General features: G+C 73.7%; 12 protein-coding genes. 4 read left to right on the top strand and 8 right to left on the bottom strand.

All coding sequences use genetic code 11. The features are described from left to right. The first annotated feature begins 146 nt into the window (after positions 1-146). Positions 147-1,130 (top strand): cytochrome c oxidase assembly protein, encoded by a 984-nt coding sequence (locus AB0B29_RS19630; protein WP_436845864.1) that lies wholly within the window; start codon positions 147-149, stop codon positions 1,128-1,130. Between the two features lie 20 nt (positions 1,131-1,150). On the opposite strand, the gene AB0B29_RS19625 is transcribed toward AB0B29_RS19630, so the two are convergent. The 4 genes from AB0B29_RS19625 to AB0B29_RS19610 are packed head-to-tail and all read right to left on the bottom strand — an operon-like array spanning position 1,151 to position 3,276. Continuing rightward, positions 1,151-1,693, bottom strand: a complete 543-nt coding sequence (locus tag AB0B29_RS19625; protein ID WP_362241173.1) for a hypothetical protein — start codon at positions 1,691-1,693, stop codon at positions 1,151-1,153. Continuing rightward, positions 1,677-2,168: an RNA polymerase sigma factor gene (locus tag AB0B29_RS19620; protein ID WP_362241171.1), complete on the bottom strand. Its 492-nt coding sequence runs from the start codon at positions 2,166-2,168 to the stop codon at positions 1,677-1,679. The genes AB0B29_RS19625 and AB0B29_RS19620 overlap by 17 nt, the downstream gene beginning before the upstream one ends. Then, entirely contained in the window at positions 2,165-2,929 is a 765-nt protein-coding gene (locus AB0B29_RS19615; RefSeq protein ID WP_362241168.1) for a class F sortase, read from the bottom strand. Before AB0B29_RS19615 ends, AB0B29_RS19620 begins: the two co-directional genes overlap by 4 nt. Further along, entirely contained in the window at positions 2,926-3,276 is a 351-nt protein-coding gene (locus AB0B29_RS19610; protein WP_362241165.1) for a sortase-dependent protein, read from the bottom strand. Before AB0B29_RS19610 ends, AB0B29_RS19615 begins: the two co-directional genes overlap by 4 nt. A 223-nt stretch (positions 3,277-3,499) precedes the next feature. Here AB0B29_RS19610 and AB0B29_RS19605 point away from each other — a divergent pair, with 223 nt between their 5' ends. From AB0B29_RS19605 to AB0B29_RS19595, 3 genes are all read left to right on the top strand, one after another. Beyond that, positions 3,500-4,972 carry a hypothetical protein gene (locus tag AB0B29_RS19605; RefSeq protein ID WP_362241163.1) on the top strand — a complete coding sequence of 491 codons (1,473 nt, stop codon included), beginning with the start codon at positions 3,500-3,502 and terminating at the stop codon, positions 4,970-4,972. A 92-nt stretch (positions 4,973-5,064) separates the two neighbouring features. Further along, positions 5,065-6,306: an AAA family ATPase gene (locus tag AB0B29_RS19600; protein ID WP_362241160.1), complete on the top strand. Its 1,242-nt coding sequence runs from the start codon at positions 5,065-5,067 to the stop codon at positions 6,304-6,306. Continuing rightward, positions 6,303-7,547, top strand: coding sequence for a vWA domain-containing protein (locus AB0B29_RS19595; protein WP_362241157.1), 1,245 nt, complete (start codon positions 6,303-6,305; stop codon positions 7,545-7,547). Before AB0B29_RS19600 ends, AB0B29_RS19595 begins: the two co-directional genes overlap by 4 nt. Before the next feature lie 5 nt (positions 7,548-7,552). Here the strand turns inward: AB0B29_RS19595 and AB0B29_RS19590 are convergent, their stop codons facing one another. From AB0B29_RS19590 to AB0B29_RS19575, 4 genes are all read right to left on the bottom strand, one after another. After that, positions 7,553-8,188, bottom strand: coding sequence for a response regulator transcription factor (locus AB0B29_RS19590; RefSeq protein ID WP_362241154.1), 636 nt, complete (start codon positions 8,186-8,188; stop codon positions 7,553-7,555). Then, positions 8,185-9,375, bottom strand: a complete 1,191-nt coding sequence (locus AB0B29_RS19585; protein WP_362241152.1) for a sensor histidine kinase — start codon at positions 9,373-9,375, stop codon at positions 8,185-8,187. Before AB0B29_RS19585 ends, AB0B29_RS19590 begins: the two co-directional genes overlap by 4 nt. 5 nt (positions 9,376-9,380) lie before the next feature. Continuing rightward, positions 9,381-11,585 carry an MMPL family transporter gene (locus AB0B29_RS19580; protein WP_362241149.1) on the bottom strand — a complete coding sequence of 735 codons (2,205 nt, stop codon included), beginning with the start codon at positions 11,583-11,585 and terminating at the stop codon, positions 9,381-9,383. 113 nt (positions 11,586-11,698) lie between these two features. Further along, a complete protein-coding gene (locus AB0B29_RS19575; RefSeq protein ID WP_362241147.1) occupies positions 11,699-13,699 on the bottom strand; it encodes a glycoside hydrolase family 97 protein in 2,001 nt (666 codons plus the stop codon). Positions 13,700-13,836: the final 137 nt, after the last annotated feature.

The raw sequence follows: 13,836 nt of genomic DNA, 5'->3' as shown, positions 1-13,836 counted from the left end.
GTGTCAGAGGAAGCAGTGCGGCAGAGCGTTGTGCGCGAGTGCCATACGGCCAGGCTACCCGCGGCCGGCGCACGTCATGACGGGCTCCGCGCGCGCTCGCCCACCCTGCCGCCGACCCCCTGAACTTCGGCGGCTATCGTCCGCTCGTGAGTGAACTGTCGGCTGTGTACCTGCCGGAAGCGACCACCGGACGGCTGCTGGGATCGTGGCAGCCGGACGTGCCCGCCCTGCTGCTCGTCGCCGTGCTGGGCGGGCTCTACGGCTGGGGCGTCGTCCGGGTGCGCGGGCGGGGCGGGGCCTGGCCGCACACGCGGCTCGTAGCGTTCGTGCTGCTCGGTCTGGGCACGATCGTCGTGGCCACGATGTCCGGCCTGGCCGTCTACGACCGTGAACTGTTCTGGCCGGCCGCCGTGCAGAACGTCGGACTCGACCTGCTCGCGCCGCTGGGTCTCGCCCTGGGCGACCCGCTGCGGCTCGCGGTGGAGGCGCTGCCGGAGGGCGGGGCGAACCGGCTGCGGCGGGTGCTGACCGGGCGGCTGGTCGGGCTGCTGACGTTCCCCCTCGTCAGCACGGCACTGGTGCTCGCCACCGAACTGACCCTCTACTTCACTCCGTACTTCGCCACCGCGCTGCGCGTGGGCTGGCTGCACGAGCTGATGTACCTCCATCTGCTCGTGGCCGGCTGCCTGTTCGTCCTGCCGGTGCTCTCCCGCGAACAGGCCCTGCCCGCGTGGTGCACCCACCCCGTCCGGGCGGCCCTGGTCTTCCTGGACGGGGTCGTCGACGCGGTGCCGGGACTGGCGGTCATGACGCACGGCACCCTGATCGCGGGTGCCTGGTACCTGCACCACGCGCCGCCCTGGTCCCCCGACGTGCTCCACGACCAGCAACTCGGCGGTGGCGCCATGCTGGGCATCGCCGAACTGGTCGCGGTCCCCTTCCTGCTGGCGGTCCTCGCACAGTGGATGCGGGCCGAGCGCGCCCGGACGGCCGTACTGGACCGGCGTCTCGACAGCGAACTCGTGCCCACCGCCACCAGGGAGGGGCCTGCCGACCTGGTCCGGCCCTGGTGGGAGACGGAGGCGGGCGAGGTGGGGGAGCGGATGCGGCGGCAGCGGCTGGGCGACTGACCCGGGTTCTGCCGGTGCCGTCAGCGGCTGTCCGACACCGTCTCCCGGTCCGTGCTCGGGCGGGCCGCCGACGGGACGGGGCGTATCGAGGTGGGGGTGGCCGACGGGGCGCGGCGGGACGGTTCCACCCGGCCGGTCGCCTCCTCGGGGGCGGGGGTGCCGGGGCTGGTCGTGCGCGGACCGGTCGTGCGGGGGGCACGGGTGGCAGGGGACGAGGTCCGGGAGCGGGAAGCGGACGGGGACGGCACGGGGGTGGGAGGCGCCGAGTCGATGGTCGGCGACGGCCTCGTGGTGGGCGGGGCCATCGGGATCGTCGGGGTCGTTGGGTGCTCGGGCGCGGTGTGGCGCAGGGGGAGCGCGATGAGGGCCGCCGCCACGCAGCACAGGCCCGCCCCGGCCGCGCCGCGCAGCAGGCGGCGACGGGTCGCTCGGCGGCGGATCGCCTCGTACTGGCCGGCGGGAGCCCACAGGTAGTCGGGGGAGGAGGGGCGCAGGATCACGGCGAGCGGGTCGTCGGGGGCGTACTCCGGCTCACCCGGATCGCCGTCAAGGCGTGTGGTCAAGGCTTCTCCTCAGGTGGACGCGGAGCAGTTCCCGGGCCGCGTGCAGATCGGCCTTGACGGTGCCTTCCTTGCGCCCGGTCAGTGCGGACACCTCCCGGATCGGCATGTCAGCGTAGTAGTGGAGGAGGATCGGGACACGCAGTCGTTCCGGCAGCGACTGCACGAGCAGCCGCACGGACGGGTCGGTCTGCTCGTCGGGCGGGCGTACGGCGGCCTCCGAGGTGACGCGGTGCAGGGCCCGGCGCTCACGCTCCAGCTTGCGCCAGTGGTCCCGGACCAGATTGGCCGCGGTGACGTAGAGGAACCCGCGAGGTTCCGCCACGGACGTCCAGCGGGCCCAGAGCCGGGTGAACGCCTCCGAGGCGATCTCGTGGGCCGTTCCGTCGTCGTCGACGAGCCGGCGGCACCAGCCGGCGAGGCGCGGGTAGAGGGCGGCGAACAGCTCGGACGCCGCCTTCTCGCTGGTCCGTTTCAACGCTCTCCAGGGGTGGGGGAGTTCGCGCCGCTCAGCGCCGCGAACACGATCACGTTGTCCGCGTAGCCGTCGCCGGTCCGCGCCCCGCCGCAGGTGATCAGCCGCAGCTCGGGGCGGCCCACGTTCCCGTAGACGTCGTCCGCCGGGAAGTCGGTTTTCGGGACGGTCCGTACGGCCGTGACGGCGAACTGTGCCGTCGTGCCGTTCTCCAGGCGCGCCTCGATCCGGTCGCCCCGGTGCAGCCGGGCGAGGTGCCGGAAGACGCCGTCACCGTACGGGCCGACCGTGACATGGCCGAGGAGCACCGACGGGCCCCTCTCGCCGGGGGTGGGCGAGTGCCGGTACCAGCCCGCCCGGTCGTGGTCCGTGACCGGCGGCACCTGCACCGTGCCGTCGGCCGACAGACCCAGGCGGATGACCGGGGTGTCCACGCCGATGACCGGGACGAGGAGCCGGACCGGGACCGAACGGGCCAGGGGGCGTGCCCGGTTGGCGGGGACCGGCCGAGCGGACGCCCTCGGCCGACGCGCGGTGGGGTCGCCGCCGGCGGTTCCGTGGCCGGCGGTGTCGACGCCGACGGTTCCGTGACCCGCGGTTCCGTGACCGGTGGTTCCGTGACCGGTGGTTCCTTGACCGGTGGTTCCTTGACCGGTGGTTCCGTGGCCGGTGGTTTCCTGGCCGGTGGTTTCCTGGCCCGCGCACGCCGTCAGCAGGGACGCCAGCGCCCCGGCCGCGAACGCGCGCCTGGAGAGCGGCCTCACGCCTCGGTCGCCCGGCGGCGGCGCACGACGAAGACGGTGCCGCCGCCCAGGGCCAGCACCGCAGCGGCGCCCGCGCCGATCGCCGTGCCGCCCGTCCCCGAGTCCTGGGACGCCGTCACACCGGTGTCGGGCGCGCCGCTCGGCCGGACGGAGACCTGCCCGTCGGCGGGCGCCCGGGTCGGCTCGGGCGCCCTGGTCGGTTCGGCGCTCTCCGCCGGCCGGGTGGTGGGCGAGGCGGCCGACGGGACCGGACTAGGGGTCGTCGCCCCGTCCGCGAACGCGGGCCCCGAGCCCAGCAGTACGGCGGTGCCCGCGAGGGCCAGGGCACTGAGGACAGTTCGGCGCATGGAATCGCACTCCTTCGTCGTCCGCCCGACGGTCGGCGGGCTGGTGACAGATCGTGCGGAGAGACGAGACGGCGGCCCGGCGGGTTGCAAAGAGATGGCAAAGTCGGCGAGGCGGCTCCGAAATATTCGGCTGCGCAAGGGAGTCGGGGCCGCTAGCATCCGACGCGATGACGACTCACTGCCTGAACAGATTGGGGGACCCGTCCGCGCAAGGTGAGTGCTGATGCTCACCGACCTCGCGAACGGAGACCTCCCGCCTTCCGTCCGGCCGCCTTCCTCCCGGCCGCTTTCCTTCTGGCCGCGCGTGCGCGAGTTCGCCGTGCCGCCCTCCATGATCGAGACCGCGACAGCGCGTCGCCGTGCCGGTGACTGGGCCGGTGCCTGCGCCGCAGCGAACATCGATGTCGACCTCCGGCCCCGTCTCCTCGCGCGGCGCCACGGCCGGGAGTTCGCCGCACTGCTCCGAGCCGACCTCCGCCACCTCGCCCCCGACCTGCTGCGCTGGCACATGCCCAGGATCGCCCCCGACGGGCTGCTGCGGCCGGGCCTGACCCTCACCCTGGCCCGCTACGGCACGGGCGCGGAAGCGCTGCACCTCGTGGCGCGCACGCCTCCCGCCTGGGCGGACGCCGGGCAGCGGATCAGCCTCGCCCTGTGGGACGCCTCCCGCCGGCACGGGACCGACCGGCGGCATCCGCACCCCCGGCCCAGCCGGCGCTTCCGGCTCGACCTGCACCGTCACCTGTGGGACGCGCGCCGCGCCGGTGAGCTGCGGGCGCGCTCCGGTGGGGGCGGCCCCGGCCCGGAAACCGCCGGACCGCCGCCTGACGGACTGCCGCCTTACGGGCCCTTGCTTGCCGGGCTGGGGCCGGACAGGCTGCCGCCTGAAGAGCCCTTGCTTGCCGGGCCGCTGCCCGCAGGGCTGCCCTTGCCCGATGGGAAGCGGTGCGCTGTCGACCGGTGGGCGGCCGAGGCGGCGATCCTGCTGCGGGCAGAGGGCCGGTCCGGCGGCAGGGTCGGCGTGCGGCTCGGGGCACGGCACCGCGTCGTCCTCGACCTGTCCGACGACGGTGAGCCCACCGCCCTGTCGTACGCGCGCGCCCCGGACCCCTCGCTGCCCGTGCTGCCCGACGCGGCGACTTGGGTGCTGCCCGACCTCGAGCTGCTGAGAGCCGGGGCGATCGACGCAGGGCGCCTGCATCCGCTGGTCGCCTCGGCGTTGGGGGCGGAGCGGGCCGGAACCTCCCGGGCGCCCGGGCGGGCCGCTGATCCACGGGTGGTGCAGTGCCGGGGCGCCCGGCACCGGATCGGTCTGGTGGACGGCGTCCTGGCCGCCCTCGACCACGATCCGGCCGAGGTGCGGCGGGAGGAACTGCTCGCCGCCTTCGGCGGACCGCCGCTGCCCTGTCTGCGGGCCGTCGACGACGCCCACCGCCGGCCCGACTGCCTTCCCGGCGTCCGCGAACGCCTCCACCACGGCGACATCGCCGGGGCGCTCGCCGCGGTCGAGAGCCTGCTCGGCCCCGAGGCGGTGCTGCGGGACGGCCCGCTGCGGGACGTGCTGGAGACGGCCGCGCGGCGGCGCATCGCCCACGGGCTGTTCCGCGCGGGACTGGAGGGCCCCTCGCCCGGCAGCCTGCGTCCCTGGGACCGCCGCCGCTCCCGCGGCGACGGCCCGCACCCCCGCCACATGTGACGCGGCCCGGCCCGACCGGGGCCGACCGCTGTGCCCCCCGAACCTTCTTCGTACCACCGAGACGGCTCACCACCGGCAACTGGTGATCACACATGCGCACTCACACCCCGTCCCTGCCCGACACCGCCGACCAGCTCGACGTGGCCGGCGACCTGCTGGCCCTGCTGCGCCACACCACGACCGAACCCCGCCCCGACACCCAACTGGAGGCCCTCACCCTGGCCGTGGCCGCCGACCTGCCCGTGCTGCTGTGGGGCGAGCCGGGCATCGGCAAGACCGCGGCCCTGACCCAGCTCGCCACGGCCCTGGACCTGCCGCTGACCACGGTCATCGCCAGCGTGCACGAGCCGTCGGACTTCTCAGGTCTGCCGATCGTCGGCGACGATCCGGCCGAGCAGGGCGTGCCGTTGGCCCCGCCGGACTGGGCCGTACGCCTCGTGCGGGCCGGGCGGGGGCTGCTGTTCCTCGACGAACTGTCCACCGCGCCGCCCGCCGTGCAGGCCGCCCTGCTCCGGCTCGTGCTGGAGCGGCGGATCGGGGCGCTGCGGCTGCCACCGGGCGTGCGGATCGTGGCCGCCGCCAACCCGCGCTCCTCGGCCGCCGAGGGCTGGGAACTGAGCCCGCCGCTCGCCAACCGCTTCGTCCACCTGCAGTGGACGCACGACACGGACGTCGTCGTCCGCGGCCTCGGCGGGACCTGGCCGCGGGCGACCCTGCCCCGGCTCGACCCCGGGAAGCTGCCGGAGGCCGTGGAGTTCGCCCGTCGCGCGGTGTGCGGGCTGCTGGCCGCCCGCCCCGCCCTCGCGCACCGGCTGCCCAGCGGTGAGGTGCGCCGGGGCGGGCCCTGGCCGTCCCCGCGCAGCTGGGAGATGACGCTGCATCTGATCGCCTTCGCGACCGCGGCCGGCTCCTCCCGGGACGTCCTCTCCCTGCTGGTCAGGGGCACGGTCGGGGACGGGCCCGGGCTCGAACTGCTGGCGAGCCTGGACCGGATGGACCTCCCGGACCCCGAGACGCTGCTGGCCGACCCGGCCGGTGCGGTGCTGCCCGAACGCGGGGATCTGCGGCAGGCCGCGCTGGACGGTGTCGTGGCGGCGGTACGCAACCGCCCGGAGCGGGCCCGCTGGGACGCCGCCTGGGCCCTCCTGGTCAAGGCACTGGAGACCGGCCCCCCGGACGTGGTGGTCGTCCCCGCGACCACCCTCGCCGCACTGCGCCGCGACGACTGGGACGTCCCGGCGTCGATCGAGCGCCTGGCCGGAGTGGTGTCCCTGTCCCGCAGAGCGGACCGCACCACGGCAGCGGTCGCCGCGGCGGCGAAGGCGGGCCGGTGAAGGCGAGCGGGCCCGCAACCCTCGACCGGGACAAGTTGTTCACGGCCCGGCTGCACGCCGCCCGCGTTCGTCCCTACCTCGCGACCGCCCTCTTCGCCCTGCACGTCGTGGCGTCGCGGCGGGTGCCCACCATGGGCGTCGACCGGTACTGGCGGTGCTACGTGTCGCCGGGGTTCGTGGACCGTACGCCCGTCGAGGAGCTGGCGGGCGTGTGGGTGCACGAGGTGTCGCACCTGCTGCGCGACCACCACGGGCGCAGCGACCGGGTCGCCAGGGAGCGAGGTCTGCACGGCCCGGGGGACCGGCTGCGGATGAACATCGCCGCGGACTTCGAGATCAACGACGACGTCTACGGCGACGGCCTGGCCCGCCCCGAGGACGTCGTCGAGCCGGGCGATCTCGGCCTGGCCGAGGGCGAGTTGATGGAGGAGTACCTGCGTCAGTTCACCCTCGGCCCGCGGTCACAGGACCTGGCCTGGCTGGACTGCGGCAGCGGCGCCGACGGTCTGGACCGGGAGTGGGAACTGGGCCCGGGCGGGGCGCACGGCCTGAGCGAACACGAGCGGGACGCGGTCCGCTTCCGGGTCGCACAGGGCATCACCGGCCGCCCGGGCAAGGCCCCGCACGGCTGGCGGCGCTGGGCGGAGGAGGCCTTCCAGCCACCGCAACCGTGGCGGGAGCTGCTGGGCGCGGCGGTCCGCTCGGCGACGACCGGGCCCGGCGCGGGCGAGGACTACACCTACGGCCGCCCCGCCCGGCGCTCCACCGCCCTGCCCGGCACGGTCCTGCCGAGCCTGCGCCGCCGCCCGCCCCGCGTGTGCGTCGTCATCGACACGTCCGGCTCGGTCAGCGACGCCGAACTGGGCAGCGCGCTCGTGGAGGTCGCCGCGATCGCCCGGGCCGTCGGCGGCCGCCGCGACCTGGTCACGGTGGTGTCCTGCGACGCCTCGGCCGGGGTCGCCCGCCGTCTGTGCCGTGCGGAGGGCATCCCGCTCACGGGCGGCGGCGGCACGGACCTGCGGGCCGGCTTCACCCGCGCGCTGCGCACCCGCCCGTCCCCCGACGTCGTCGTGGTCCTCACCGACGGCCAGACCCCCTGGCCGGACACCCGGCCCCCGTGCCGCACGGTGATCGGCCTCTTCCCGCGCGAGTACGGAAGCCACACCTACGACGAATCCAACCCCGAGTACGTCCCGGACTCACCCCCCGAGTGGGCCCGCGTGGTGGACATCGGCTCCTGAACGTCCTACGGCCTGTGCAGCAGACCCCGTTCCATCGCCACCACCACCGCCCTCGTCCGGTCGTTGACGTCGAGCTTGGCGAACAGACGCAGCAGGTGCGTCTTCACCGTGGCCTCCGCGATGACGAGGCGGCGGCCGATCTCGGCGTTGGTGAGTCCGTCCGCGACCGCGTTCAGGACGTCCGACTCGCGGGAGGTGAGGGGGACCCTGGCGGGCCGGCGCATCCGGGCGACCAGGCGCTCGGCGACCCGGGGCGCCAGCACGGTCTCCCCGCGGGCCGCCGCGTGGACGGCGTCGGCCAGTTGCTCACGGGTGGTGTCCTTCAGCAGGTAGCCGATCGCCCCGGCCTCCACCGCGTGCTCGATCTCCGCGTCCGTGTCGTACGTGGTCAGGATCAGCACCCGGGTGCCGGGAAAACGCGCCACGATCTCGGTGGTCGTGGCCACGCCGTCCAGTACGGGCATCCGCAGGTCGACGAGGGCGACGTCGGGGGCGTGGCGCTCGACGAGGTCGAGGGCCGCGTGGCCGTCGCCCGCCTCGCCGACGATCTCGATGCCGGTTCCGGCGAGGAGGGCCACCACTCCGGCGCGCATGACGGTGTGGTCGTCCACGACGACGATGCGCAGCGGCCGGTCCGTCATGCCGTGCCCCCCGGTGGTATCAGCGCCAGCACCCGTGTCCCGTCCCCCACCGAACTCGTCACCGTCAGCCTCCCGCCCAGTTCCGCCAGTCGCTTGCGCATGCCGTCCAGACCGAATCCCGACGACTCCTCCACCAGGAACCCCGCCCCGTCGTCGGTGATTTCGAGCTCCACCCCGTACGGCTGCCGGGCCAGGACCACACCGACCGTGGAGGCACGGGCGTGCTTGCGGACGTTGGCCAGGGACTCCTGGGTGCAGCGCAGCAGTGCGATCCGGGTCTGCTGGTCGCACTCCAGGTCCTCCAGTTCGGCGTCGACGGTGAGACCGGTGTCCTCGGCGAAGCGGTCCAGGGTGCGGCGGAGGGTCCGGGCCACCGAACCGGCCGCGGCCTGGTCCGGACGCCCGGCCGAGCCGACCAGTTCCCGCGCCTCGGCGAGGTTCTCCCGCGCGGTCGACTCGATCGACCGCAACTGCTGGGCGCTCCGGACCGGATCCGAGTCGAGCCCCGACCGGGCGGCCTCGGCGAGCACGATGATCGAGGCGAAGCCCTGCGCGAGGGTGTCGTGGATGTCCCGCGCCATCCGCTCCCGCTCGTCCGCAGCACCCTGGCGCTGGTGCGCCACGGTCAATTCGGCCTGCATCTGCTTCAGTTCCGCGATCAGCCGGGCCCGTTCGGTGCTCTGCGCGACCACGGAGTGCGCCCACAGCCCGATCAGCGCCCCCACAGCGACGACGAGCAGTGTGGACACGAGCGTCACGGTGAAGAACTCCACCGTCCAGCCGTCGTCCCGCAGCACGCTCCCGGCGAGGGTCGCGGCCGAGGCGAGCCCCAGGAACACCATCGAGACCCTCGGTGTCCGCCCGAACATCCAGTAGTGCGGCAGCGTCACCATGAACAGTGCCGCGTAGTTGCCGCGCAGATACGCCAGCCCGCCCAGCGCCCCCACGAGCACCGACAAGTACACCTCCGGCCGGACCACGGGATTGGTGGGGAAGCGGTACAGCACCGCGTAGGACACCACCACCGCGCCCAGCAGCGCCAACGCCGCGTACTTGCTCCCGCCGGGCCGGTCGATGGCGGCCAGGCCGACGGCCATCACGGCGAACAGCAGCCAGCACACCGCGTTCCAGCGGCGCAGCGTGGTGGTCCAGAAGGCGTCGGAGGCGGACCCGGCGAGAGCGGTCATACCGATCAACGTACGTCGACCGCCGGACGCGAGGAGGGGCTTTTCTCCGGGCCGGTGAACGCCCGGCGCGTCGCCCGCGAGGGCCACCAGCTCGACTCGCCCAGCAGCAGCATCGCCGCCGGCAGCACCATGACGCGCACCACGAACGCGTCGATGAGCACGGCCGCCGCCAGCACGAAGCCGATCTGCTTCATCTCGATGATGTGCAGGAACACGAAGGCGGCGAACACGGTCGTCATCACCACCGCGGCGCTGGTCACCACGCTCGCCGAGGACCGGATCCCGTCCAGTACCGCCTGCCGCGTGGGCACCCCGGCGAGCGCCGCCTCGCGGATCCGGCTCACCACGAACACCTGGTAGTCCATCGACAGGCCGAAGAGGATCACGAAGAGGAACAGCGGCACGCGCGACCCGATCGACCCGGTGGACTCGAAGCCCAGCAGGCCCTCGGCCCAGGTCCCCTGGAAGACCAGCACGAGCAGCCCGAGCGCCGCCGCCGCGGACAGCAGGTTCAGGGCGACGCCGAGCAGCCCGAGGACCACCGAGCGGAAGGCGTACACGGTCATGGCGAACGTCACCAGCAGCAACGCGCCCAGCACCAGCGGCAGTTTGCCGTTCTGGTGGGCGGGATAGTCGGTGTAGCGGGCGACGTCCCCGCTCACGCCGTACTCGGCGCCGGGGATCCGGCCGACGGTGGCGGGCAGGAAGCCGTCCCGGAGCCGGTCGAGGGAGTCGTACGCCTCCTTGGAGTTGCCGAGGTACGGCACCTTCAGTTCGAGGGTGCTGGTGCGGTCGTCGGCCGAGGTCCGGATCCGCGAGGCCCCGGTGAACAGCGGGTCGGCCGCCGCGCGCCGGACCACCTCCCGCAGGGCGGCGGTCACCTCCGCCGACCGCGAGGCGTCGGCCCGCACCACGACCTGATGGGTCACCCGCCGCTCGGGGAACGTCTCGTTGAGCCGGTCGTACACCTGCATCGCCGGAATGTCGCGGGAGTGGGTGTCCCGGCTCATCTCGGTGATCTTCAGCCCGGTCAGCGGGACGACGAGGGCCAGCAGAGCGAGGAGCGAGACGCACAGGGTCGCCAGGGGACGCCGGGCCGCGGGCCGAAGCAGCGCGTCCCACATCCGGCCGCCGCCACCCCCGCCCCGCACCCTGCCGACGGGCTTTCCGCGTTCCGCCCGCCGCAGCGCCCGCCGCTCCGCGCGCCGCCCCAGCTTCACCAGCAGCGCGGGCAGGACGGTCAGCGAGCTGGCCACCGCGACCAGCACGACCACGATGGTGCCGGTCGCCAGGGAGGAGAAGATCACGTCGGAGGCCAGGTACAGCGTCGCCGTGGAGGCGACCACCGCGAACCCGGAGACCACCACCGCCCGCCCCGAGGTCGCCGCGGCCAGCTCCACCAGCGCCTCGGAGGGCAGCCGTCCGCCGGAGCGGGCCCGTTCCTCCCGCTCGCGCTTGAGGTAGAAGAGCGTGTAGTCGACGCCGACCGCGAGGCCGATCATCAGGATGACGTTGGTGCCGACCCCGGCGTCGGGCGAGATGTGCGAGACGACCATCGACAGGCCGACTGCCGCAGCGATCGACGACAGCGCCAGCAGCAGGGGCACCAGGGCCATGGTCACCGACCCGAACACCAGCAGCAGGGTGAGGAGGGTGACGGGCAGGGTGATCGCCTCGGACAGCGCCAGATCGTCACTGCGCTGCTGGTCGACGCCCTTGCTGACGGACGGACTTCCGGTCTCCTCCAGCAGCAGCCCCGGGTGTGCCTTCTGCACCGCCGTGGTCTGCGCCAGCAGCGCGTCGACCTTGTCCTTGGCGTCCCGCTCCTCGCCCTCGAGCGTCACCTCGACCATCAGGGTCCGGTGGTCCCCGGACAGCAACGGGGCTGCCACGTCCGCCACTTCGGGCAGTCGCCGCATGCGGTCGGTGAGGTCCTTCGCGGCGGTCCGGGCGGCGCCCTCGTCCAGGTCACCGCCCGTACGGGAGGAGATCAGCACCTGCTCGGCGGACCGGCGTTCCAGGTGCGCCTCGGCCGCGAGGGCCTCGGCCCGGCCGGCCTCACCGACCCGGTAGTCCGCCGTCTTCGCGCTGTTCACGCCGATGGCACTGCCGGCGGCCAGGCACAGCACGACGAACACCAGCCAGCCGATGATCGCCCGCCAGGGATGTCGCGCACTCCAGCGCGCCACGCGCACAGTTGTCGAATTCATGCCCAAAAGCGTTGCTGAGCAGGGGACCCGCCGGACAGAGGCACTCGGTTGAACCTGCCGTCCACCGTTCGGTGGACCGGTGCCCTGGGGACGCCCCCACCCCGGCCGGGGGGTCAGCCCGGCTTCAGGACGACGGCCTGGCCGCCGGCCGGGGCCATCGCCACGTCGAGCGTGTCGTCGCGGGTGACGGTCCTGGTGCTCACCACGACCGGTGTCCGGTACGGGCTCGTGCCCGGGGTGCCGTCGGCGTAGACGGTCGCCGTCCAGGTGCCGGTGCCGAGGAAGGAGAGGGGGAGGGACAGGGTGCGGGACGATTCGTTCGTCATCGCGCCCAGGTACCAGGTGGAGCCGTTGCGCCGGGCCACCGCGACGTACTCGCCGATCGCACCGGCCAGCGTCCGGCTCTCGTCCCAGGTCACCGGCACGGCGTTGAACCAGGGCAGGCCGGGCCAGTTCGCCGGGTTGTTGTACTTGGACGGCTTGTCGTACCAGAAAAGGAAGTTGAGGGGCTGGTAGTACACCGCTGCCATCGCCATCTGATGGGCGTCGGTCGTCTTGTCGCGGGACTGGCCGTAGCAGATCGTGTAGTCCATCGGGCCGCCGATGTTGCGGGCGAACGGCAGCGTCACGTTGTGCGTGGCGGTCGGGAACTGCTCGTTGCCGCGCACGCCCTCCAGGCTGATCCAGTTGGGGTAGGTCCGCTCGTACCCGAACGGCCGGACGTCGTCGTGCATGTCGATCAGCAGCTCGTACTTCGCGGCCGTCCGCGCCCAGTCGATGATCTGGTCGGTCATCGTCCGCGTGCCGTCGTTGATGAAGCCGAGCTTGATGCCCCGCACGCCCCAGCTCTTGTAGAGCGCGAACAGGGAATCGGCGTCGGTCAGCGCGAGTCGGTTGACGTAGAGGAAGACGCCGATGCTCTTGCTCGTGGCGTACGAGATGACCGAAGGCAGGTCGATGGCGGCGATGGACCGGGTGGCGTCGGGGGTGCTGAACTCCGGGCCGTACCAGCCGGCGTCGTACTCGATGTACTCCAGGCCCCGGGCCACGGCGAAGTCGACGCCCTGGAGGCCGGCCGCGGTGCTGAGTTCGCAGCGGAAGACCTTGCCGGGCTTGATCCAGGAGGTGTCGGAAAGGGCGTTCGGCGGGGCCAGGTTGAGGACCAGCTCGGCGTTGTCGACGAGTTCGGCGTGGGTGGTGCCGACGACCACCACGCGCCAGGGGGTGGTGAAGGGCGTGGAGACGGTCGTGGTGGTCTCCACCGGGCCGGTGCCGCGGGCGGTGTGCTTCATGAGGAAGGCGGAGAGGGTGTTCGGCTCGCCGGGGACCGAACCGAGCATCAGACGCGGGTAGCCGACCCGTGCCGACTCGCAGACACAGGCGATGAGGCCGCCCGGGAGCGTGGCGGTCAGAGGGAGGTCGGTGAGGGGCCCGTTGTCCGTCGACGCGGTGCCCGTGACCGGTATGGAGCCCGGCTTCACCGGCACGTAGGCGTCCTCGTCGCGGGCGCTGTAGACGGTGCTGCCGTCGGGGAGGACGAACGTCGTCAGCTCGTCGGCGATGGTGGCGGTGCCCTGGTCGAGGAGGGCGTAGCGCAGGGCGACGCCGGTCCGGTAGGCGCGGGCCTGCACGTCGAATCGGATGCCGGTGGCCCGGTCCCGCAGGCTCCAGCACCGCTCCTGGTAGTGGTCGGTGACGGTCGCGTTGCGGCCGTGGACCGGGGTCCAGGTGGTGCGGCGGGTGCGCTGCCGGCCCCCGGTCACCCGCACGTCACCACCGAGGACGGTGCCGTCGGCGAGCCTGAGGCCGAGGGCCGAGGCGCCGAGCACCTTCCGGCCGTCACGCCGGACGGACCAGTGCAGCGCTCCGTCGACCAGCGACAGGGTGAGGGAGGTTCCGCCCATGCGGGCGGTCACCTGCTCCTGGCGGCCCGGCCGACCACCGGGGTCCGCGGGGCCCGTGGCGGCATGCACGGGATCCGCGGCGGCGTACCCGGGACGGGCGGCGGCGAGACCCGTCGCGGCCAGCCCGGCGGCGAGCGCGGCGCCCTTCAGTACCACCCGGCGCGACGCCGGCCCCGCGGACGGCTCTTCCCGTTCTCCCGAAGCTCTCATCGTGAGGGACCTTCCCGTGCAGTAATGAGGTAGTAACCGTTTACCACCGGTGGCGTGTGCAGTTGTACGCGCAGCCGTGAAGGCGGGTCAAGACCCCGGAGCCCGTGGAGTGCCGCGGACCGCCGGTCGACGCCTTC

The sequence above is a fragment of the Streptomyces tibetensis genome, from assembly GCF_040647715.1.
Lineage (GTDB): Bacteria > Actinomycetota > Actinomycetes > Streptomycetales > Streptomycetaceae > Streptomyces > Streptomyces tibetensis_A.
This window is presented reverse-complemented; position numbering and strand designations above follow the sequence as displayed.

Excerpts from the sequence above, each read along its gene's own strand:
- AB0B29_RS19610 (WP_362241165.1), bottom strand. The coding sequence starts at position 3,276 with ATGCGCCGAACTGTCCTCAGTGCCCTGGCCCTCGCGGGCACCGCCGTA.
- AB0B29_RS19605 (WP_362241163.1), top strand. The coding sequence starts at position 3,500 with ATGCTCACCGACCTCGCGAACGGAGACCTCCCGCCTTCCGTCCGGCCG.
- AB0B29_RS19600 (WP_362241160.1), top strand. The coding sequence starts at position 5,065 with ATGCGCACTCACACCCCGTCCCTGCCCGACACCGCCGACCAGCTCGAC.
- AB0B29_RS19590 (WP_362241154.1), bottom strand. The coding sequence starts at position 8,188 with ATGACGGACCGGCCGCTGCGCATCGTCGTCGTGGACGACCACACCGTC.
- AB0B29_RS19585 (WP_362241152.1), bottom strand. The coding sequence starts at position 9,375 with ATGACCGCTCTCGCCGGGTCCGCCTCCGACGCCTTCTGGACCACCACG.
- AB0B29_RS19580 (WP_362241149.1), bottom strand. The coding sequence starts at position 11,585 with ATGAATTCGACAACTGTGCGCGTGGCGCGCTGGAGTGCGCGACATCCC.
- AB0B29_RS19575 (WP_362241147.1), bottom strand. The coding sequence starts at position 13,699 with ATGAGAGCTTCGGGAGAACGGGAAGAGCCGTCCGCGGGGCCGGCGTCG.